Raw genomic sequence first — 20,116 nt, forward strand, 5'->3', positions numbered from 1 at the left:
AGCTGAACCTAGCAAAGATACAACAGAACAAGATAAAGATTAATCCTTAAAGCACAAATAAATTAATCTTTAAGCAAACAAAACTCAAAGAAAATAAATCCTCTTTATTTTCTTTGAGTTTTATTTTTTTACATGCCTCAAGCAGCATTGACTTTTTCTTTCTAAGGGTTTTCGCTAAGAAAACCATTTTTCTTCACTTAATTATCAAACACTTACCTCACCAACTCTGCTTTTCTTATCCTTTATTCTTTACAAGTTTACAATTATGTAATTAAATAGAAAATATAGATTATTTTTATACATACATTACACTTGAGGTAAAAAATGAATTTACCTCTTTAGATATTGATTTTTTAAGGAGAGTCTATGACCTTAAAACTTGGATTTAAACCTTTACCCGCTACTATAGCCTTGGTTGTAGGTCTACTCTTTTGGTTTGTAATTCCTGTTCCTGAAGGAGTTACTACAGATGCTTGGCATCTCTTAGCAATTTTTATTGCGATGATTGTAGCCATAATTGGTAATGCCATGCCTATTGGAGCTATTTCAATTATTGCTCTTGCCATCGTTGGTCTTACCGAAGTAACTAATCAAAATGCTAATGGAGCAATTAGAGATGTCTTAAGTCAATTTAGCAATCCTTTAATTTGGCTCATTGGGATTTCAATTATGATTGCTCGAGGACTTCTTAAAACCGGTCTTGGAGCAAGAATTGGCTATCTCTTTATTGCCATGTGGGGAAAAAGAACTTTAGGAATTTCTTATGCTCTTGCCACTTCTGAATTAATTCTTGCTCCGGTAATGCCGAGTAATACTGCTCGTGGAGGTGGTATTATCCATCCGGTAATGAAGTCAATTGCTAGTAGTTATGACTCTAAACCAGAAAAAGGTACTTCAGGCTTAATTGGTAGATATTTAGCTTTAACTAATTATCATGCTAATCCTATTACCTCAGCTATGTTTATTACTGCCACTTCTCCAAATCCACTAGTGGTAGATTTAATTGCTAAAGCCACTAACTCTTCTTTTAGTTTAAGTTGGGGAACCTGGGCCTTAGCCATGCTTTTACCTGGGCTACTGTGCCTGTTCTTAATGCCTTTGGTGTTATATTTAATGTATCCACCTGAAATTAAAGCAACCCCAAATGCCGTAGACTTTGCTAAGAGCAAACTCAAAGAACTAGGACCAATGAAACTCGAAGAAAAAATTATGCTAGCGAGTTTTGCCCTAATGCTTATACTTTGGGCAGGGATTCCTGCTTGGTTATTTGGTCCAAGCTTTGCGGTAAATGCCACTACTACAGCTTTTATTGGTTTATCTATTTTACTTTTAACTGGTTGTTTAACTTGGCAAGATATTCTTGAAGAAAAAGCTGCTTGGGATACCATTATTTGGTTTGCTGCTTTAATTATGATGGCAACCTTCTTAAACCGTCTTGGCTTAATTGATTGGGCTTCACAGCATATGCAAAATGGCATTACCCATCTTGGCTTAGGTTGGTTAAGTGCAAGTATTTTACTACTACTTGCTTATATGTATGCCCATTACTTCTTTGCTTCAACTACCGCTCATATTTCAGCAATGTTAGGAGCTTTCCTCACCGCAGGAATTGCAATTGGAGCTCCTCCAATGCTCTTTAGTCTTATGATGGCAGCTGCTTCAAGCCTCATGATGACTCTAACTCACTATGCAACGGGAACATCCCCTGTAATCTTCTCTTCAGGTTATGTTACTCTACCTCAATGGTGGAAAGCAGGCTTTGTCATGAGTGTAGTTAATCTTTTAGTATTTATTTTTATTGGTGGCGTTTGGTGGAAAATTCTTGGTTTTTGGTAAAAACAAACTAAACGTTTGCCAATAAATCTTTACAACAATTGTTTATTTAATCAAACATTATTGCATTGTAAATGATAAGAAAAGGTCAGGTTGGTGCTTATCACCCTCCTGACCTTTTATTATTAATGGCTCGCAGTAATTGCAACTTTTAAACTCATATTCTCTTAAAAAGAACTTACCTCAAACTTTTACTCTTGCCTTTCTCTTTGCTCTAAGGCTAATAACCATTTCTTTCGCTCAACCCCACCATAATAACCTCCAAGTTCTCCATTATTACGAATAACTCTATGACAAGGAATTAATATCGCAATAGGATTTTTACTATTAGCTTGAGCTATAGCTCTTACTGCTTGCCTTTGCTGTAAATCTTGAGCTTGTTGCAGATAAGAAATAGTTTGCCCATAAGGAATAGCTTGTAAGCTTGCCCACACTTTTAATTGCCAAGGAGTTCCTACTAAATCTAGAGCAATGGTAAATTCTTCTCTTTTCCTCGCAAAATATTGCTCAAGTTCTCGGGTCAACCTTATCCCCTCTGTAGTTGCTTGAGGAAGCAGGCTAATGGCAAAGCTCGAAGCTAAAGCTTGAATTTTTGCTACCCCTTCTCCTTGCCAAAACTGTAACCAACACAAGCCTTGTCGAGAAAAAAGAGCTAGCATTTGTCCTAAAGGAGTTGAAATAAACTCATAAGTTAACTCTTGTTCTCGTTTAAAGGCAAACAATGTTTTAGCTAAAACTAATCCTGGTTCTTCTTGAGTTTGCTTCATAATCAATATTACCTTCAGCTAAAAAGAACCTAGAAAAATTTTCACAATTGAAAATTTTCTAGGTTTATAAACTAATGATCTTGCTTTAACAACATTTGAATGCGTTCTAACAGAGCTAAACTACTAATTGGGGTTAACTCATTAAGATTAGCTTGTTGAATTAAAGCTAAAGCCTCTTGTTGACTTGGCGTTAAACTTGCTTCCTGAGCTACAGTAGCTACTTCAACTAGTTGTAAATTAGCTTTATCACCTTGACTTTCTTGCTGTGAAAGATTATGTAGTTGAGCTTGAGCTATAGCTAACACCTCTGCCGGTACGCCTGCAAGTTTTGCTACAGCTAAACCATAAGACTTAGAGGCAGTTCCAGGTTTAATTTCATGTAAGAAAGAAATTTGCTCATTATGTTCTATAGCCTCTACTGATAGATTTATAACATTATCTAGTTGTTCGGCTAAAGCTGTTAGCTCAAAATAATGAGTACTAAAGAAAGTTAAAGCTTTTACTTTTTGTGCAAGATATTGGGCACAGCCCCAAGCTAAACTTAAACCATCAAAAGTACTTGTTCCTCGTCCTATTTCATCAATTAACAATAAAGAGTTCTCGGTCGCATTAGCGAGAATATAAGACATTTCAGACATTTCTACCATAAAAGTAGATTTACCCGTAGAAATATCATCTGAAGCACCAATCCTTGTAAGAATTTTATCTACTAAAGGAATATTCGCTTGGTTTGCAGGAACAAAAGAACCTATAAGTCCCATAAGAACTATTAAGGCATTTTGACGCATGTAAGTAGACTTACCTCCCATATTCGGACCGGTAATAATTTGTAAACTCTGGGTACTATTTGCTTGCGTATCATTAGCAATAAAAGGAGTGCGTAAAAGTTTTTCAATTACGGGATGACGTCCTTGAGTAATTTCTAGTTTATGTTCAGCATTAAATTTTGGACGCACATAATTATTACTAAATGCCAATTGGGCAAAACTCACAAATACATCAAGACGAGCTAAGTGATTAGCAAGGTTTTGAATATATCTCAATTCTCCTTTTAAAGCTTCAAGAATAGCGGTAAAGAGATTTTTTTCCAATTCGGCAATCTGTTGTTCCGAAGCTCCATATTTAATTTCCAACTCGCGCAGTTCAGGAGTAACAAATCTTCGAGCATTCTTTAAAGATTGCTTGTGAATATAATTATCCGGAATTCTCTCTAGATTATTAGCATTCCCTGTCGGAATATTAATATACATTTCATTTTGATTATTGAGTTTTACAGTTAAACTCTCAATTCCGGTACGAGCTTTTTCTTGAGCTTCAAATTGAGCTAAGACTTCGAGTACATTTTCTCGCACATTACGTAAATCTGCTAGCTGCTCATTAAAGCTCGAACGAATAACCCCTCCATCTCGTAAAAACATAGGTTGCTTATCTTCGAGAGCAGCAAGGAGTAAGTTCTTTAACGGCACTAACTCATCTAAGCTGGCAATTGGTAGTTCGTACTCAGCAAAGATCTTATTAATATGCGGAATAATTAATAAATTATTTCTTAATTCCCCAATATCTCGTGGTGAAGCATTTTGGAGAGAGATGCGAGCAACAATACGTTCAATATCCCCTAACGACTTTAATAGAGTAATTAATTGCTGACGAGCTCGATCATGCTTGAGAAAAGTTTCTACATAATCTAGCCTTTGTTCTAAGTGAGCAAGATTACGGGTTGGTTGACGTACCCAACGGCGGAATAAACGAGCCCCCATGGTCGAGGAACAAGTATCTAAAACTTCGACAAAGCTCGAAGCCCTTTCTCCACTCGTAGTAGCAAATAACTCGAGATTATGCACACTTGCACTATCGAGCAGTACTAAGTCACTTTCATGAGAAAAATGTGGTATTTGTAAATGACTTGGTACTACCATTTGGGTTTCTTGCACATATTTAATAAGAGCTCCGGTAGCGGGAATTAAATTCTTATACTCTTTAAAACGCTCAACTTGCTCGTGTCCATATACCGCACGAATATTATCTAAAGGAGCTCGTCCCTGAAAGTAACTGCTCTCTACTTGCGTACAGTGAAACTTTTGTAATTGTCCATCAGCAACTAAATTCGCATCGCTATAAATAATTTCTGCAGGATTATATTGTTGAATTCGATTAATAAAATCTTGATAATTATCAAGTTTACTAACTTCCACAAAACCTGAAGAAACATCAAGTAACGCTACAATATAATGTAAATAGTCACTATAAACCGCACAAAGAGGTTTACTATCACGAGCGGGGAGATAACTGTCTTCTGAAAGAGTTCCTGGGGTAAAGATTCTTACTACCCCACGCTCAGTTAAGCCTTTAGCTTTAGGATCTGAGGTTTGCTCACAAATAGCAATCGAATAGCCTTTACTTACTAACTTAGCGGCATAGGCTTCATAAGCATGATGAGGAATCCCAGCCATAGGGACTACAACTCCCATATGACTTTGACGTGAAGAAACAGCTAGACTTAGTTCTTTAGCAGTAACTACAGCATCATCAAAGAAAAACTCATAAAAATCTCCCATACGGAAGAAAATAATTTTATCTCGATGTTCACGTTTAATTTGTAAATATTGCTTAAGCATAGGTGAAGCTTGAGCAATAGATTCATCGGTATAGATTACATCTAAACTTTGATAATTTTGTAAACCACTAATAATTTGCTCTTGATTAGAAGTATGTCCAGCCAGTTTACTTATGGCTTGAGTGACATCTTGATCATATTCAGCTTGGAGTTGGGCTAATTGTTGAGGATCAAGATGAGCAGTTAAGGCTACCACCTGCTTAAAATCAGATGGAGGTTCAGAGCAAGAAGTTGACACAGAGGTCGTTTCTTCAGGAGCTAGATCCATAGCTTGAGAAGAAAAATTGCTTTCTCCTAAAAGCTCTCCAAAATTAATTGCTTGGGTATACTCACTGCTTGTTTTCTTTTTACGGATAGATTCTTGTTCTGATTTATTTTTTGTCATGAAAGTGAAAAAATGATTTAAGGATTCTTTATTAAAAAACTTTTTTACGAAAACATGAAAAAACTCATTCTCATTTATGGAGGTCATCCCACCTTACTTTTTCTTAAAATAAAAAAGAGTTGAGAAATTTCTTCGCATTTTTCTTTCAAAAAACATATAATAAGCAAAGTTTTTTTCTCTATTATACCTATAGAGAAGACTTTGTTTGTTAATAGTTTTAACATCAAGAAAATATTCATCTGTTTATTTTCTTAAATTTTTGATTTTCCCTCATAAACATTGAGAAAACTGTGTGTAGGCTTATGCCTCTCCGTGGTATAATACACAAAGACTTTTCACAAATGAGAATGTTTTATATGATTAATATTTTAACTCGAAGACTGAGACAGCTGACTCAAGTTCTAGTGTTAACTATTGTATGCACTATCGCTACTATTACTACTAAAGTGTATGCGGAAACACCTCAAAACCAAATTGTAGGTTCTGGAGCTTCTTTTCCTGCTCCCGTATACTCTAAGTGGGCAACTAATTTTGCAGAGCAGTTCAAAATCTTAGTTAACTATCAATCTATAGGTTCTGGTGGTGGCGTCAAACAAATTAAAGCTTCTCTTGTTGACTTTGGTGCTAGTGACTATCCTTTGTCGCAAGAAGAACTCGACCAAAATAATTTGTTTCAATTCCCTGCTTTAGGTGGAGCTATAGTTTTAGCTGTAAATCTCCGTGAACTCAACGACAAAATTGTTCTTGATGGTCCGGTTGTTGCCGATATTTATATGGGTAAAATTACTAAATGGAATGACCCAAGAATTCAAGAACTAAATCCAGGTTTACAATTACCAGATCTATACATTGCTGTATTATTCCGTTCGGATGGTTCTGGTACTACATATAACTTTAGTAAATATCTTGCTGAAGTTTCTCCTGAGTTCAACCAAAAATATGGAGTTGGTAAAACTATAAACTTCCCAATTGGCCTTGGTGGTAAAGGAAACGAGGGAGTAGCAGCCGTATTACCTAGAGTTTATGGAGCTATAGGCTATATGGAATATGGTTATGCCAAAACTATGCACATGGGCGTGGCTGCCATGAAAAATCAGTATGGAGCAATTGTACGTCCAACTGAACAAGCTTTTGAAGCAGCGATTCAAGCTGCCGACTGGAGTAGTTTAACTCCGAATGTGAGTAATACTCCAAGTGAAGAGGCGTGGCCAATTAATGCGATTACTTTTATTTTAATTCATCGTGATAGCCCGAAAAAAGAATTACTCAAAGATTTCTTTAGTTTTGGTATGTTGCAACAACAAGCTGAAACAACCAGCCTCATGTATACACCATTTTCAACCGAAGTGGCTACAAAAATCTTAAGTAATCCTCAAACTTTTGCATTACCAGAATAATGCAACTCCATAAACAAACACTACTTGTTCTCAAGAGCTAAAGAGTAGTTAATTTGATATGGTGAGCTTTCTGAGCCTTACCTCTACTTTTGTAAAATATTATGAGTAAAAATTTATTAGCAAAAGGTAAAACCGCCGATAAGGTCTTTACCCTTATTGTTTATCTGGCTGCCCTATTTGTTTTGGTAGTTTTGGTCGGAATTATCCTTTCTCTAGTGGTGCAATCTATTCCAAGCTTTAAAGCTTTTGGCTTTAGTTTCCTTTGGTCTAGTGACTGGCAACCTAGTAAAGGGCAATTTGGAGCCTTAATTCCAATTGTGGGTACTTTGGTTACTTCCTTAATCGCTTTACTAATTGCAACTCCGGTTAGTTTTTTTACGGCAGTATTTCTCGTTTATATTTGCCCTCCAAAACTAAAAGGAATCATTAAAAACCTGCTCGAGTTACTGGCGGCTGTGCCTTCGATTGTCTTCGGGATGTTTGGATTAATGGTATTTGCTCCAATTTTTAGTGAATACTTCCAAATTCCTTTACAAAATATCATAGGCAATGTTCCTTTTATTGGAGCTTTAGTTGCAGGTCCAGCTTGGGGGCTAGGACTATTACCAGCAGGGATTATTCTTGCAATTATGGTAATTCCATTTATTACCTCGACCATGACTGATATCTTTAATCAATCCCCGAAGATTCTTTTAGAATCAGCTTATGGCATGGGACTTACTCGTTGGGAAAGTATTAATAATATTATTGTTCCTTCATGTCGTGTAGGTCTAGTGTCTGGGGTAATGCTAGGCTTAGGTCGTGCCCTTGGTGAAACCATGGCTGTAGCCTTTGTTATAGGTAATACCTTTAATCTTCATGGTATTTCTCTATACCAACCTTTATCAACTATAACTTCGGTAATTGCAAACAACTTTGCTGAAGCTTCTGAGGGATTATATACAGCAGTACTTTTAGAATTAGGTCTAATTCTCTTTGTAATTACTTTCCTCGTACTTCTAGCTTCAAAAGCAATTATTAAGTTCTCAGCGAGAAAGGATGGTAAATAATGGCAAAACCCAATACCCGTAAACGTATGCGCCAATTTAAAAACAAACTGGCAACCGTTTTTGCTTACTTTTGTGTAATCTTTTGCTTATTTTGGCTAGTTTGGATTACGGCGCTAATTATTTATAAAGGGATAAATGGTCTAAGTTTAGCGACCTTTACCCAAATGACCCCAGCTCCAAATGAACCAGGCGGTCTACTTAATGCAATTGTTGGTTCGTTTATTGTTTGTATTATTGCAACCTTAATTGGAACACCACTTGGGGTATTATCAGGAATTTATCTTGCAGAGTATGGCAAAAAATCTTTTATTGCTGAATGTTTACGTACGATTAACGACGTTCTCCTTTCAGCTCCTTCAATAGTTCTTGGTCTCTTTATCTTTATTGTGGTTGTAACCCCAATGGGAGGCTTTAGTGCGATTGCTGGTGCCTTAGCTTTATCTCTGCTTCAAATCCCGGTAGTAATTCGTACTACTGAGAATATGCTACAAATGGTTCCTAATCACCTACGTGAATCCTCAGCAGCTTTAGGTTTACCAAAATATAAATCTATTCTCCATGTAACCCTCAAAGCTTCGTGGTCAGGAATTCTTACGGGATTATTATTATCAATTGCTCGTATTGCCGGAGAAACTGGTCCCTTACTCTTTACGAGTTTAAACAACCAGTTCTGGAATATTGATATTACTGAACCTACTGCGACTTTACCTATGGTAATTTATAAGTTCGCTCTAAGTCCATATCAAAACTGGATTGACTTAGCTTGGGCAGCAGTACTTATTATCACCGTATCAATTCTACTATTAAACTTAATCGCTCGCTATGCTGTAAATAAAAGTAAAGCATAATTCACGCAGTTTATTATAGGAAATAATACAATGATTCTTGATCCTCAAGATGTAAAAATTGAAGTGAAAAATCTTGATTTCTACTATGGTAACTTCCATGGTTTAAAAGATGTTAACTTCAAAATCAAAGCTAAATCGGTAACTTCATTTATCGGTCCATCTGGTTGTGGTAAATCAACTTTATTAAGAACCTTTAATCGTATGTTCAATCTTTATCCTGAACAAAGAGCTGAAGGACAAATTCTTCTTGAAGGTGAAAATATCCTCAATCCTGATTTTGACTTAATGGAGTTAAGAACTCGTGTGGGAATGGTATTCCAACGTCCTACTCCTTTCCCTATGTCAGTTTATGATAATATCGCTTTTGCGGTTAAACACCACGAAAAGCTTACCAAAGATGAACTTGACGAACGAGTAGAATGGGCTCTCACTAAAGCTGCTCTATGGAAAGACGTAAAAGACAAACTCCACAAATCAGGAAACTCTCTCTCGGGAGGTCAACAACAACGTCTTTGCATTGCGCGTGCAGTTGCGGTAAAACCTGAAGTATTATTAATGGATGAACCATGCTCAGCTCTTGATCCTATTTCTACCTCTACGGTTGAAGAGCTTATTATGGAATTAAAAGGCGACTATACGGTTTTAATTGTAACTCACTCAATGCAACAAGCAATGCGTGTTTCTGATTACACTGCATTTATGTACCTTGGCGAATTAGTAGAGTATGACGAAACCGACAAGATCTTTATGAACCCTGAAGATCAACGTACCTCAGACTATGTAACAGGTCGTTTCGGCTAATCTTAATAATTGTTTAAAAAAAGGCGATATTAAAATGGTTTTAAGTTCTAAAAGACACACCCGTGTGCAATTTGATGAAGATTTAGAGAAATCGTTAGAGATGGTTAAAACCATGAGTGCCATGGTGGAAAAACAATTAAAAGAAGCAATTGCCCTTTTCCGTGTTGAAGATAAGTCTACAATTGACGAAAGAGCGCAACAAATTCTAGATAACGATTTATATGTAAATAAACAAGAGATCCAAATTCACGATTACTGTTTATACTTAATTGCTAAACACCAACCTAAAGCTCAAGACTTACGTTTAGTGTTTGCAGTCGTAAGAGCAGCTTCTGAATTTGAGCGTATTGGAGACACAGTAATTAAGATCTGTGAATCAGCACGCAAATCTCAACACGTAATCAATAGTTTAATTGAAAGAATTGAACATTTTGCAGAACACTCGATTACTTTACTCCGTAAAAGTACTGAAGCTTTAATTTCTCTGGACTTAAATTCAGCTTGTGAAATTTATGTACAAGATAATTATCGTATTGAATATAAAGATATCTTCCGTGCGATTGTTGAAGAAGCTAAATTAAACTTAGAACACTTAAAAGAGTACTTTATTGTCGTAATTGCTTTACGTCAAATTGAACGTATTGGTGATCGTTGTCGTAACCTTAATGAGTATGTTTACTACTACTCTAAAGGAGTTACACCAACAAGTTCTGTTTTCACGCAAATGTATCAAGAGTTACATGGTGAAAAAAATAAAGCTTAATTTGAGTAAATAGACTTACATAAGAAAAATCCTCCGAACTTTATCATAAAGTTCGGAGGATTTTTTAGTTTAACTTTCTCACCTTGGTACAAACCTCAAAAGTAAAATCAAATTTTTTCTAAGCTGATTCAAAAGATCTCCGCTAATCTCCAATACCTTGAAGAAGGAATCCCCTATGCTCAAAGAGTAATCCCCAAAATTGCAAGGAGATTCTTTTGCTTTTGTGTTAATCTGATTCTTGCAAAGTTGCTATCTGTTGCCGACAGTTTAATGCGTTTTAACTCGCGAATTACTTGAGTTAAGGTTAAGTATTCCGTTGCTTTTGCTTGCTTTAAACAATTCCGCATATAGGTTTGTATAATTAAAGCGACAAATGCCACAAATAATCTCCCCTCCATTACTAAACTGCTTGCAAAGTTTCTTGGTAAGCCAAGATTACTAGCGACATTAGCAAAAGCCTGTTCGATATAATCTTTCTTAGAGTAACTTACCATAACCTCTTGAGTGCTGAGATCTAAGTTGTTAGTCAGAAATATACTATAGCCAAAATATTTTAACTCTTGATCTAGAGCTGGCTGCTTAACTTGAAATTTAACTTGTCCTTGAGCGTCGATTTCAAACATAAAATATTGCTCAAGTTGTGGTGGAAGAGGCTTTCCTAAGCTAACTAAAATTTCACCATCTTTTTGATACCTTGATAAATTACTTGCAAAGCTAGAAGCTTGCTCTAACTTTTGTTCTAAGTTAAAGATAAGATGAGCCTTTACTTCTAATCCCTGACAGTTAGTTAACTTACTTGTCGCTAAAATATTTTCGTCATCTGCATAAACCCTATGTGCTTGCCCTAGAGCTTGAGGATGAGAGGTAGCAATAAGTTCCTTAAATAAGGCTAAGGCTGGAGATAAAGGAGTAATAAAGTAGCTATTCGAAAACTTAAAATCTTGAAGTACACTTAAGTTAGCTTCACTAGGAGCTAAAACTAGAGTTAACTTACTTGGCTGATTAATTTGCAATATTTCAAAGATTGCCAAAAGAGAGCTTTGCTTAATATCAGCAAAAGACCATTGGTAAACTAAAGGTAAACCGCTCTTTTTACCTAAGAACACTCCTAAATTAACTTGCCCTAAATACTCATCATCTCCATAAAAATCACCTTCCAAGAGTTGAGATCTATATGTATCTTTAGCTGTGATAGCATAAACTAAATACTCTTGCTTAATCTTGTTCCAAGCAACTATAAACTCTTGAATAAACTCTTCATCAATCCCAGAAAACAATTCTTCTAACTCTTGCGAACTTAAAATAAAAGTCTCCTCAAGCTCTTGATCACTTGCCCATTGAGCAAAATCCTCGAGTTGATTCGTATTTTCAATAATATATCCAGCAAGATGAAGAATTTGTTTGGCAAAGGCAGAACCTTGCACCTCTAAAAGCTCTGCAATCCCTAATTTTCGTGCAATTTGCATATAGGTCGATGTATATCCATTAGAATACTCTGCCGTTTTTTGCTATAGCAGCGTATACTCGAACTCTAAATTTTCAACCGGCATTTCTAAGTTATACAGTTGATAGTAGTTTTTATTGGGAATTAATTTGTGCTGTACAGGATCATATTTGCCAATACAAATATCGGTTTCCCTTTTTACCTTTCCCTCAGCATCTCTATAACTTTTACCTCTACGATATACATAAGTGCTATTTTTAGCTTTTAGCAGTTTTATTTGCTTAGGAGGAATATCTACTAAATTTCTCTTCATAGTCTCTCATCTAGACATTTAAGGTAGTAATTACTATAAATACAATTATGGCACATCTGAGAGCAAAAGTGCTAAATATTAATAAGATTTACCTAAGTAGGTTACTTTTAATTTTCTCCTATCCCAAGCTAAATTTTTAGGATTCATCCTCTAGCCTCTATCTATGAAAATAAATTATCATTTACCTAAGTTAAGCACAAGAAAAGAGAGCAAGAGGTTAAGTACCTCTTGCTCTCTTTTTAACTTTACTTAATAATTAAAGAGTTCAGAATCAGCTCAGATATGTCTCTGACAAACTTGGAATCTTAAGTAATTATTAAAGAAATAGACTAATAAACTTTAATTAGAATTTATAATCTAAACCAAGTTTAACTGATTTTTCAGTCCAAGTTGAAGATTTTTCAAGATTCCCAGCTAAACGAATACGTAGGTTTTCGGTTACATTCACCGCATAACCTAGATTTAAACGAGCAAGGAAATCATTATTAAATACTTGTCCTGAAGTACCTCCACTTGCTAATTTAAGTTTAAAATCTTGTCCTGCAAGTTTACTATTTAAACTTAATCCTGCATCTAAAGTTGAACTTAAACCAAACACTCTAAAGTTAGCATAAGCTCTAACTCCTGCATTAGCATAAAGTTGAGTTGTCCAACGACTCTTAGTATTTAAAGATAATAATGAGGTTGCACTATTAGCTGCAGTTTCATTAAAGGCATTTTGATGATTAAACTCAGTGGTTAAACCACCTTCAACAATTAAACCAGTATTGAAATTACCTAGAGCTAACCAACCCGCTTTAACATCTAAACCAAAACTTTGAGTACGGAATTTAGCTTTTTGATCCGCATAACTAATTACCGAACGCGTTACGTCAAAGTCGTGGAAATTAGCATACACACTTGCACCATAGTAAGTAGTAGCTAAAGCCTTACCAAAGCTTGCACTAAAGCCATAAGATTTTACTTTCGCAAAAGCAGCGGTGATATCATTATTAGTATTACCCTCATCCCAGTTACCATTTAAGCTTTGGACTGCAAAACCTAAATTGTAACCATTAGCCGTTTGCGTATAGGCTCCTACGGTGTAAGAGTTACTATCTAAGTGTCCTTTAACACTGGTAGCCTTGCTCTTCCAATCTTGCCAACGGTAACCTGCTTGTACATAAGCATGCCATTGTTGATCAAGACCAGCAAAGCGTCCTAAACTCACTTGAGTAAAGTCTAAGATATTTGTACGAGCTTGTTGACTAGTTGCTTGCAGTAAATTGCTATATACCGTACCTGAAGCTCTTAATAATAGAGCATTTAATTCTTCAGCACTTAAACTTTGGATCGCAATTGCTGCTGAAGTTAAAGTGGTATCACTTGAAGTTGCCGTAGATTCACTACTACTTTCATCATCGGTAGCAGTTAAGCTTACTTCTGTTGTTTGGGTTTGTGCTGTTGGCTGACTAGTTTCACTAGCTTGCGAAGCTAAAACAACATTATCTCCCTCAACACTTGCATAATAGCTTGAAGTTAAAGATAAACCATTAGTTTCACCGGTAACACTTACTGAACTTTCTTCGGTAGTTGAGGTCTCAGTAGTACTCGCAGTTAAGGAAATTAAACCGCTAGAAGTTGAATTTTCTAACACTGCATTATTAGCACTCGTTAATAGACTATCGACTAAAGATGCTCCTACACTTGCAGCTTGGCTATCACTACTCGTTAAACTTGTTGAAGTTAAATAAGTACTCGTATTAGTTGCAGTAATATTTACATATACTCCATCACTCGCCTGTCCTACCGTATAGTTTACCGTAGCAGAACCATCATAATCTGAGTAAATTTTATCAAAGCTTCCTGAAATATTGGTCGCATTAATAACTTTTACTTGAGTCATATTGCCAGTAGACACATATGTACTCGTACCTAAGATCGCTAAAGTTCCATCTAGAGTTACACTACCGTTAACATTAAATACCGTAGTTAAATTCGTAGCTAAAGTTGCATTTTCTTTATTAACAAAGTTACCGGTTACCGTAGTGTTATACACTTGCGTATAACCATTGTTAGTTAAGTTAGCTATGCGAGCATTATAAGTATAGAAAGAACCATTAGAGTTTACATAAACATGACTACCACCTAAAGAAACATAAGCTTCATTAGTTGCATTAAGTCCTGCAGATTTTTTATCTTGTAAAACTAAAGCTCCACCATTAACAATGGTATCCCCAGTATAAGTATTGTTACTACCCGTTAAAACTAATTGATCACTGGTTGAAGTACCATTAACAATTAAGCCGCCACTACCAGTAATATTATTATTGAACCAATAGCGTTTACCCGTACCTGAAATATTTGCAACAAAGTCACCAAACACAAAAGCTGCTGGACCATTTAAAGCTAAAGAAGCATCTAGGATTCCCCAACCAAATACGCTATCCACTCCAGTGTCGCCTACATCGTAAGCTGTAGTTAAAAGCGTAGTTTTGATTTGTTTTGCGGTCATCCAATCAAACTGCTCTTTTACCATGGCAGCAGCTGCGCTCACAATTGGTGCTGAAGCCGAAGTACCCGAGAAGCCAGTATAATTACCATTACTATAGTTCGCAATACTCCACGACCAAGAACTTGCTAAACAGCTCCATTTTAATACCCCACATTGAACTGCTACTGAAGCATTAGTCGTATTCCCCTCATAACCCATGATAAAGAGTTCTGGAGAAATCTCAGTTGTCCCATTAGCGGTAGTATTTAAACTTCCATTTGAAATAGAGTTTTTAGTAGCATTAATTACTGCAGAGTACTCTCCATTAATATCTAGAGAGTAACTGGTAACTGCTAATAAATTATCGGAGATATTGGTATCTGCGGTAACAAAGTTATACAGCGAAGAATTAGTATCTAAAGCTGGACCAAAGTTAACGTTTGACCAATTCGAAGTATTATAATCTTGTGTCTTTAACCACGATACGTAATCATCTTCGTTACCAGTAGTGAAGACAAATAATGGGGTATCCGCATTTGCCGTTACCGTTTTTAAACCTGCTAACGCATTTTCATAAGCAGTTGCTTGGATTTGCCCTTTATAGCTTTCAGCAGATGAAGTAGAACTAGAAGATGAAGTTGTATAAGGAATATAATAAGAGTTATTAATTACCGCCGGCTTATAAACGTACATAGCCTTATAAATATCCCCTAATAAATTATTAGCTGAATATTTATTTAACACATTATAGTAAAGCTTTACATTTGGAGTTAACCCACTATAGGTCGAACTACGTTGGGCAGCCATAATTGCTCCCACTTTAGTTCCATGGTCATTACTTGAGCCAAGAATGGTCGTACCACCTGATCCATTCGTTTGATTAGTAATCTTCACTTCAGTTAAATTAGAAGAAGTAAAGCCACTCCAAGAGGCATTGAAAGAACCATCAACCATCCCCACGCTAACATTACTACCGGTAAAGTATCCTGAACCTTGTCCTAAAGTCGCAGTAGCATTCATGGTGCTAGTAGAGTTTTGCGTTACCGGAACATAAAAGTTTACCGCTGAAGTACCCCCTGATACTAAAGGCAAGAAGCCCATGGCAAAAAGGTTATTGTAATTGATTGCACGATTAGTGGCAGTACCATTAACCGTCACTGATACATTTGGCCAATTGGAAAAGGCTTGGGTCGTATAACCTGTGTGTGAAAGAGTAAAACCGTTTACATTTGCAGTTTGCGAGCTATTAAATGCGGTATTAGCTGCGGTTTGAGCACTGCTATTGGTATAAGCGTAATTCGCTACAGTTGTATTTTGATCATTACTTGCATTACCAGTCGTTGTATTCGTAGCTAGCGAAGTATTGTAATCGGTTAAACTAATTGGGGTTGAGCTTGAAGTTGAAGAGGATGAAGTATAGGAGGAACTACCACTACTACCGCCACCACCGCCACAAGCAGATAAGGCTGTAGCCGATAAGATCGCAATAATAGAAGCGTTTAAGCGATTTAATTTATGCTCTTTCATATCTCAAAATAATCTATTTTTAGGGCAAGAACAAAAAAATTAATCGTTTCTTAGGAAGTATAGTAAAACGGAAATAATTTAAATCTATTTATATAAGTTGAGGAAAACTTTGGGCTTAATGAGGACTACCTAAAATAACATTAAATTTTGTTGTTTACTTTTAACCAAAAAAGTAATCTTGCAGTGTTTGATAAATACTTCTTAAAAGCTCTTCTTTAAGAAGTTGCCACTTTTTTTATCTTAATATCTATGCCAACTTTTAGTAGACTACTACTAAAATAGATACCCTTATATTTTACTATTAAATAACAACATCTAAAAGTGCAAACCTCAATTCCCTAAGAAGCTTACAAAAAATTATTTTCAATCCCTCTAAAAAGATTACAAATGATAGCTAACATACTCTAATCTACTATCAAATGTAAGGAGAATTTTTATTTTAGATCCTTCTAATTTTTCAAACTTTACTCTTTACAAAATAATACTTTTTTTCTAAAACACACTACAAAAAATAACTATAAAAGCTCTTCTCTTTTGAAGACAAAAACTTTACCTCTTAGATCGAATTTACTTTAAGATATCTTCTCTAAACTCTTACTTAGCAATATAACAACTTTACTATCTATTTTGTTTAATCTGTAATATAAAACTCAATCTTACTACAAAAGTTAAAAATCTTAACAATAACTTGTAACTTCTACAATAAACAATTTCTTGAAATCTTTAAGCCTCCTCTCAATTAGATTTAAACTAAACAACACTTTGAGTACAACTTGATATAATTTTTTGAGGGAGTCTCAAACAAGTAACTGCAAAAACAAAAAGTCGCCCAAAATGGCGACTTTCGTGGTGTTATTAAGTTTATAATTTTTTATAGCTCATCTATAAATTTATTATTTTCCGACAAGTTATAATTTTATTTCATTATGCTTTAAAAAGTAAGCATAATTTTTTCGCTCTCTATTATAGCAAATCAAAAATTAAACTGCCAAAGGATTATAAAGTTTTTTCTGTTTCATCTTAGAGTTTGTTGTCATTACTCTTATAGCTAATTGAGGTTATCCTAGTCTCTAATTGCCATTTTTCGCTTGCTTACAAAAACTTCACGCCTCTAACTGACAATTTTTTTTCGCAAAAGTAAAAATATTTGTTATAATATTTAACGCCTTGCAATTAAGTTTATTTATTGATTATAAATACTCTAAAGTTCATAATCGCAACAAGATAAATAATTCCTTTTAATTGTAAGTGATACAGGATTAATTATTAAAGTAGATCAATTAAAAATCATACTCTTTAGTAATTGCGCCAATACTGAGTTAGAGATCGGTATCTGGTGAGTTTTTATAAATTTTTTTTATTATAGGAAATTTTAATATGTCTCTAAGTTCAGAACAAAAAGCTGAAATTTTAGCTAAATTTGGTCGTACAGAAAAGGATACAGGTTCTTCAGAAGTACAAATCGCATTATTAACTGCGCAAATCAACCACTTACAAGAACACTTCCGTATTCATACTAAAGATCACCACGGTCGTCGTGGCTTATTACGTATGGTTTCTAAACGTCGTAAATTATTAGATTACTTAAAACGTACTGATGTACAAAAATACGTTAACATCGTAAGTACATTAGGTTTACGTCGCTAATTTTTTAGGCAAGTTCCTACTTTTTAATAATTTTTCAATAAATATATATTCAATTAAGACTTTCAGCTAGTCCTGGAAGTCTTTTTTTCTATATTTAGAAAATCCAACTATAAATCCATAATTAAAATCAATAATCAAATTACTATTTACGTTAATTCTATGACAGCACCTTCACAACAATCTGATACCGAAGCGGAAAAAGATCTTTCTCATTCGCCTCAAAGTCAACAAGATAAAATCAAAGAATTTGCAGCTAATGCAGAACATCTCATTAGTTGGCAAGAACTCTTTCAAAAAACCTTACCTATTTTTATTGCTTTTTTAGCCGTAGGTGGTTCTTATGGAATTCTGGCGATTAACGCTAGTCTTCCGGTTTGGTTTGTTATTCTTTCAAGTATTATTGTTTTTTCGGGATCAGTACAATTCACTGCCATTCCCTTACTCGCTTCAGGAGCAAGCTTAAGTTCGCTCTTTATCACTTCCTTTGTGATTAGCTTACGTCACGTCTTTTATACTATTGCCCTCATGCCAACTATGAGTAAAAATATTTTCCGTCGTTGGTTTGAAGCTGTAACCATTTGTGATCAGTCATTTGCTCTAATGTCAATTGAACCAGAAAAAGTAAGGGAAGTTAATCTCTTAAGAACTAATTTAATGCTGCACTTTTACTGGTTTCTTTCTACTGTACTCGGAGTAGTGCTAGGAAAAATTATAGGCAATCTTGTCCCTCATCTCGAATTTGCCTTAGCAGCTTTATTTGTAATTCTTGCCTATGAGCAATTTAAGAAAAGTCGTTCTTACTTTGGCTTAAGCATTGCTATTATTGCTTTTATTATTGCTAAGCTTTTTGCTTATAATTGGCTCATCCTTGCCTCAATTCTCTTTTGTGCAATTAGCATTTTATTACGCAATTTTTATGAAAGTAAAAAGTTACAACAAGAGGAGCAATAAACCATGTCTGTAGATTTATCTCAACTATCATTTAGTTACCTTCTGCTGGTGATCCTCGTATTAGCTTTAGGAACTTCCTTAACACGCTTTTTACCAATTTTTGTACCCAAAAAATTTATGCAAGCGAAATGGTTAGTTGCTCTTAACCGTAATCTAAGCTTGTGTATTATGACGATTCTAACTCTTGCTAGTCTTACCATTCCAGATATCAATCATGGAGCTAAAGCAGATTGGCAACTCATTGGCAGTGAGCTTCTTGCTTTAGTCCTAGTTTTAGCAGTTTATATTCGTTTTAAAAGTACCTTACTTGCCGTAATCCTTGGGATTGCTTGTGTTAATGTTCCTTGGGTAGCTACAATTATTATTGCTTGTATTATGCCTCAAAGATCTAAGTTTACGAACTTAAATCCTCTAAAAACCTTACGTCGTCGTAAAAGAACTGAAGCAAATAAAGCAGAAGAAAGAGAAGAAGCCCAAGCAAGTATTGATACCTTTACTTTTACCGAAGGAGCTGTAGATGCTAAAAAAGTAGCTCGCACCCTTGAAGCTTCAGATAAGCTCCATGCTCGTCAACAGGAAGAGTCCGAAGAACAAGGAAAACAAGCAAATCAAGAGTCTGAGCAAAAGTAAAAATACAAGAATACAAAAACATAGCAAAATCTTTGGGCTTAAGCTTACACTAAAGCTCAAGCCAATTCACTCTCAAAATTTTCTATATTCCTCTCGATAGGTTAAATGATCATCTTTGATCATTTAACTTAGCGAGCTAGTTTAAGCTTCCACTCAAAAAAAGCACATAAAAAAGAGGTAATTAGGAATCTAGTTACCTCTTTTTTATCTCGTTCTTACAATTTTTCTCAAAACTTTCCCATATCCTTTCTTATTAAGTGATAATTAATGATAATTTTTACCATTTTTCACCTCTAAAACAGGTATAATTATTATTAACAAAAGATAATTTTCTTTACTTTTTTACTAACTAATTTTATTTAGCTTGTAAAATTTTACTTATAGCTGTGCACTTATATCTATAAGTAATACCTAAAATCAAGGGCTAAAATTATTAGTAAGTAGACACTTAATTATATATAAACTAAAAAACAAAGACTTAGACGAAAATACATTTGCATTAAAGAAAAATTTAATGCATAAACTATTAATTTACTTTATAATAGAAACAAATAACTGAGTATTTACTCAATAAAGATTACAGTTATTTATAACTTTATTTTTTTCACTACAACTTAACAACATAGGTGTAATTTAAGCCGTATACCGTATACCGTATTAAAGGACATTAATGC

The 20,116-nt window shown here is 34.9% G+C and carries 14 protein-coding genes; 9 read left to right on the plus strand and 5 right to left on the minus strand.

The features are described 5' to 3' along the window. Nucleotides 1-366 precede the first annotated feature (366 nt). Nucleotides 367-1,836: a DASS family sodium-coupled anion symporter gene (locus CKF59_RS04270; RefSeq protein ID WP_119534738.1), complete on the plus strand. Its 1,470-nt coding sequence runs from the start codon at nucleotides 367-369 to the stop codon at nucleotides 1,834-1,836. Between the two features lie 188 nt (nucleotides 1,837-2,024). On the opposite strand, the gene CKF59_RS04275 is transcribed toward CKF59_RS04270, so the two are convergent. Together CKF59_RS04275 and mutS are read right to left on the minus strand one after the other, a co-directional pair. Next, complete coding sequence (locus tag CKF59_RS04275; RefSeq protein WP_119534739.1) at nucleotides 2,025-2,600, minus strand: methylated-DNA--[protein]-cysteine S-methyltransferase; 576 nt, start codon at nucleotides 2,598-2,600, stop codon at nucleotides 2,025-2,027. Nucleotides 2,601-2,671: 71 nt separating this feature from the next. Next, the gene (mutS, locus tag CKF59_RS04280) at nucleotides 2,672-5,599 is read right to left on the minus strand and encodes a DNA mismatch repair protein MutS (protein ID WP_222985579.1); all 2,928 of its coding nucleotides are present in this window, start codon (nucleotides 5,597-5,599) and stop codon (nucleotides 2,672-2,674) included. Nucleotides 5,600-5,955: 356 nt separating this feature from the next. On the opposite strand from mutS, the gene pstS reads away from it, so the two are divergent. The 5 genes from pstS to CKF59_RS04305 all read left to right on the plus strand — a co-directional run bounded on the left by pstS (nucleotide 5,956) and on the right by CKF59_RS04305 (nucleotide 10,457). Beyond that, nucleotides 5,956-6,996 carry a phosphate ABC transporter substrate-binding protein PstS gene (gene pstS, locus CKF59_RS04285; protein WP_222985581.1) on the plus strand — a complete coding sequence of 347 codons (1,041 nt, stop codon included), beginning with the start codon at nucleotides 5,956-5,958 and terminating at the stop codon, nucleotides 6,994-6,996. Nucleotides 6,997-7,097: 101 nt separating this feature from the next. Beyond that, nucleotides 7,098-8,045 (plus strand): phosphate ABC transporter permease subunit PstC, encoded by a 948-nt coding sequence (pstC, locus tag CKF59_RS04290; RefSeq protein WP_119534742.1) that lies wholly within the window; start codon nucleotides 7,098-7,100, stop codon nucleotides 8,043-8,045. Continuing rightward, nucleotides 8,042-8,893, plus strand: coding sequence for a phosphate ABC transporter permease PstA (gene pstA / locus CKF59_RS04295; protein ID WP_425451163.1), 852 nt, complete (start codon nucleotides 8,042-8,044; stop codon nucleotides 8,891-8,893). Before pstC ends, pstA begins: the two co-directional genes overlap by 4 nt. 30 nt (nucleotides 8,894-8,923) lie before the next feature. After that, a complete protein-coding gene (pstB, locus tag CKF59_RS04300; protein ID WP_119534744.1) occupies nucleotides 8,924-9,694 on the plus strand; it encodes a phosphate ABC transporter ATP-binding protein PstB in 771 nt (256 codons plus the stop codon). Nucleotides 9,695-9,728: 34 nt separating this feature from the next. Further along, nucleotides 9,729-10,457 (plus strand): PhoU domain-containing protein, encoded by a 729-nt coding sequence (locus CKF59_RS04305; protein WP_119534745.1) that lies wholly within the window; start codon nucleotides 9,729-9,731, stop codon nucleotides 10,455-10,457. Between the two features lie 179 nt (nucleotides 10,458-10,636). Here the strand turns inward: CKF59_RS04305 and CKF59_RS04310 are convergent, their stop codons facing one another. The 3 genes from CKF59_RS04310 to CKF59_RS04320 form a co-directional block, all read right to left on the minus strand. Next, nucleotides 10,637-11,923, minus strand: coding sequence for a hypothetical protein (locus tag CKF59_RS04310; protein ID WP_119534746.1), 1,287 nt, complete (start codon nucleotides 11,921-11,923; stop codon nucleotides 10,637-10,639). Between the two features lie 42 nt (nucleotides 11,924-11,965). Next, complete coding sequence (locus tag CKF59_RS04315; RefSeq protein ID WP_119534747.1) at nucleotides 11,966-12,214, minus strand: hypothetical protein; 249 nt, start codon at nucleotides 12,212-12,214, stop codon at nucleotides 11,966-11,968. 343 nt (nucleotides 12,215-12,557) lie between these two features. Then, nucleotides 12,558-16,214, minus strand: coding sequence for a S8 family serine peptidase (locus CKF59_RS04320; RefSeq protein WP_119534748.1), 3,657 nt, complete (start codon nucleotides 16,212-16,214; stop codon nucleotides 12,558-12,560). Nucleotides 16,215-17,591: 1,377 nt separating this feature from the next. Here CKF59_RS04320 and rpsO point away from each other — a divergent pair. From rpsO to CKF59_RS04335, 3 genes are all read left to right on the plus strand, one after another. Further along, nucleotides 17,592-17,861 (plus strand): 30S ribosomal protein S15, encoded by a 270-nt coding sequence (gene rpsO / locus CKF59_RS04325; protein WP_119534749.1) that lies wholly within the window; start codon nucleotides 17,592-17,594, stop codon nucleotides 17,859-17,861. A gap of 159 nt (nucleotides 17,862-18,020) precedes the next feature. Continuing rightward, the gene (locus tag CKF59_RS04330) at nucleotides 18,021-18,812 is read left to right on the plus strand and encodes an AzlC family ABC transporter permease (RefSeq protein WP_119534750.1); all 792 of its coding nucleotides are present in this window, start codon (nucleotides 18,021-18,023) and stop codon (nucleotides 18,810-18,812) included. A gap of 3 nt (nucleotides 18,813-18,815) precedes the next feature. Further along, on the plus strand, nucleotides 18,816-19,442 hold the full coding sequence (locus CKF59_RS04335) for an AzlD domain-containing protein (protein WP_119534751.1): 627 nt from the start codon (nucleotides 18,816-18,818) through the stop codon (nucleotides 19,440-19,442). Nucleotides 19,443-20,116: the final 674 nt, after the last annotated feature.

Source organism: Psittacicella gerlachiana, from assembly GCF_003585965.1.
GTDB classification, from domain to species: domain Bacteria; phylum Pseudomonadota; class Gammaproteobacteria; order Enterobacterales; family Psittacicellaceae; genus Psittacicella; species Psittacicella gerlachiana.

Coding starts and splice junctions, on each gene's coding strand:
- CKF59_RS04270 (WP_119534738.1), top strand. CDS start 367: ATGACCTTAAAACTTGGATTTAAACCTTTACCCGCTACTATAGCCTTG.
- CKF59_RS04275 (WP_119534739.1), bottom strand. CDS start 2,600: ATGAAGCAAACTCAAGAAGAACCAGGATTAGTTTTAGCTAAAACATTG.
- mutS (WP_222985579.1), bottom strand. CDS start 5,599: ATGACAAAAAATAAATCAGAACAAGAATCTATCCGTAAAAAGAAAACA.
- pstS (WP_222985581.1), top strand. CDS start 5,956: ATGATTAATATTTTAACTCGAAGACTGAGACAGCTGACTCAAGTTCTA.
- pstC (WP_119534742.1), top strand. CDS start 7,098: ATGAGTAAAAATTTATTAGCAAAAGGTAAAACCGCCGATAAGGTCTTT.
- pstB (WP_119534744.1), top strand. CDS start 8,924: ATGATTCTTGATCCTCAAGATGTAAAAATTGAAGTGAAAAATCTTGAT.
- CKF59_RS04305 (WP_119534745.1), top strand. CDS start 9,729: ATGGTTTTAAGTTCTAAAAGACACACCCGTGTGCAATTTGATGAAGAT.
- CKF59_RS04310 (WP_119534746.1), bottom strand. CDS start 11,923: ATGCAAATTGCACGAAAATTAGGGATTGCAGAGCTTTTAGAGGTGCAA.
- CKF59_RS04315 (WP_119534747.1), bottom strand. CDS start 12,214: ATGAAGAGAAATTTAGTAGATATTCCTCCTAAGCAAATAAAACTGCTA.
- CKF59_RS04320 (WP_119534748.1), bottom strand. CDS start 16,214: ATGAAAGAGCATAAATTAAATCGCTTAAACGCTTCTATTATTGCGATC.
- rpsO (WP_119534749.1), top strand. CDS start 17,592: ATGTCTCTAAGTTCAGAACAAAAAGCTGAAATTTTAGCTAAATTTGGT.
- CKF59_RS04330 (WP_119534750.1), top strand. CDS start 18,021: ATGACAGCACCTTCACAACAATCTGATACCGAAGCGGAAAAAGATCTT.
- CKF59_RS04335 (WP_119534751.1), top strand. CDS start 18,816: ATGTCTGTAGATTTATCTCAACTATCATTTAGTTACCTTCTGCTGGTG.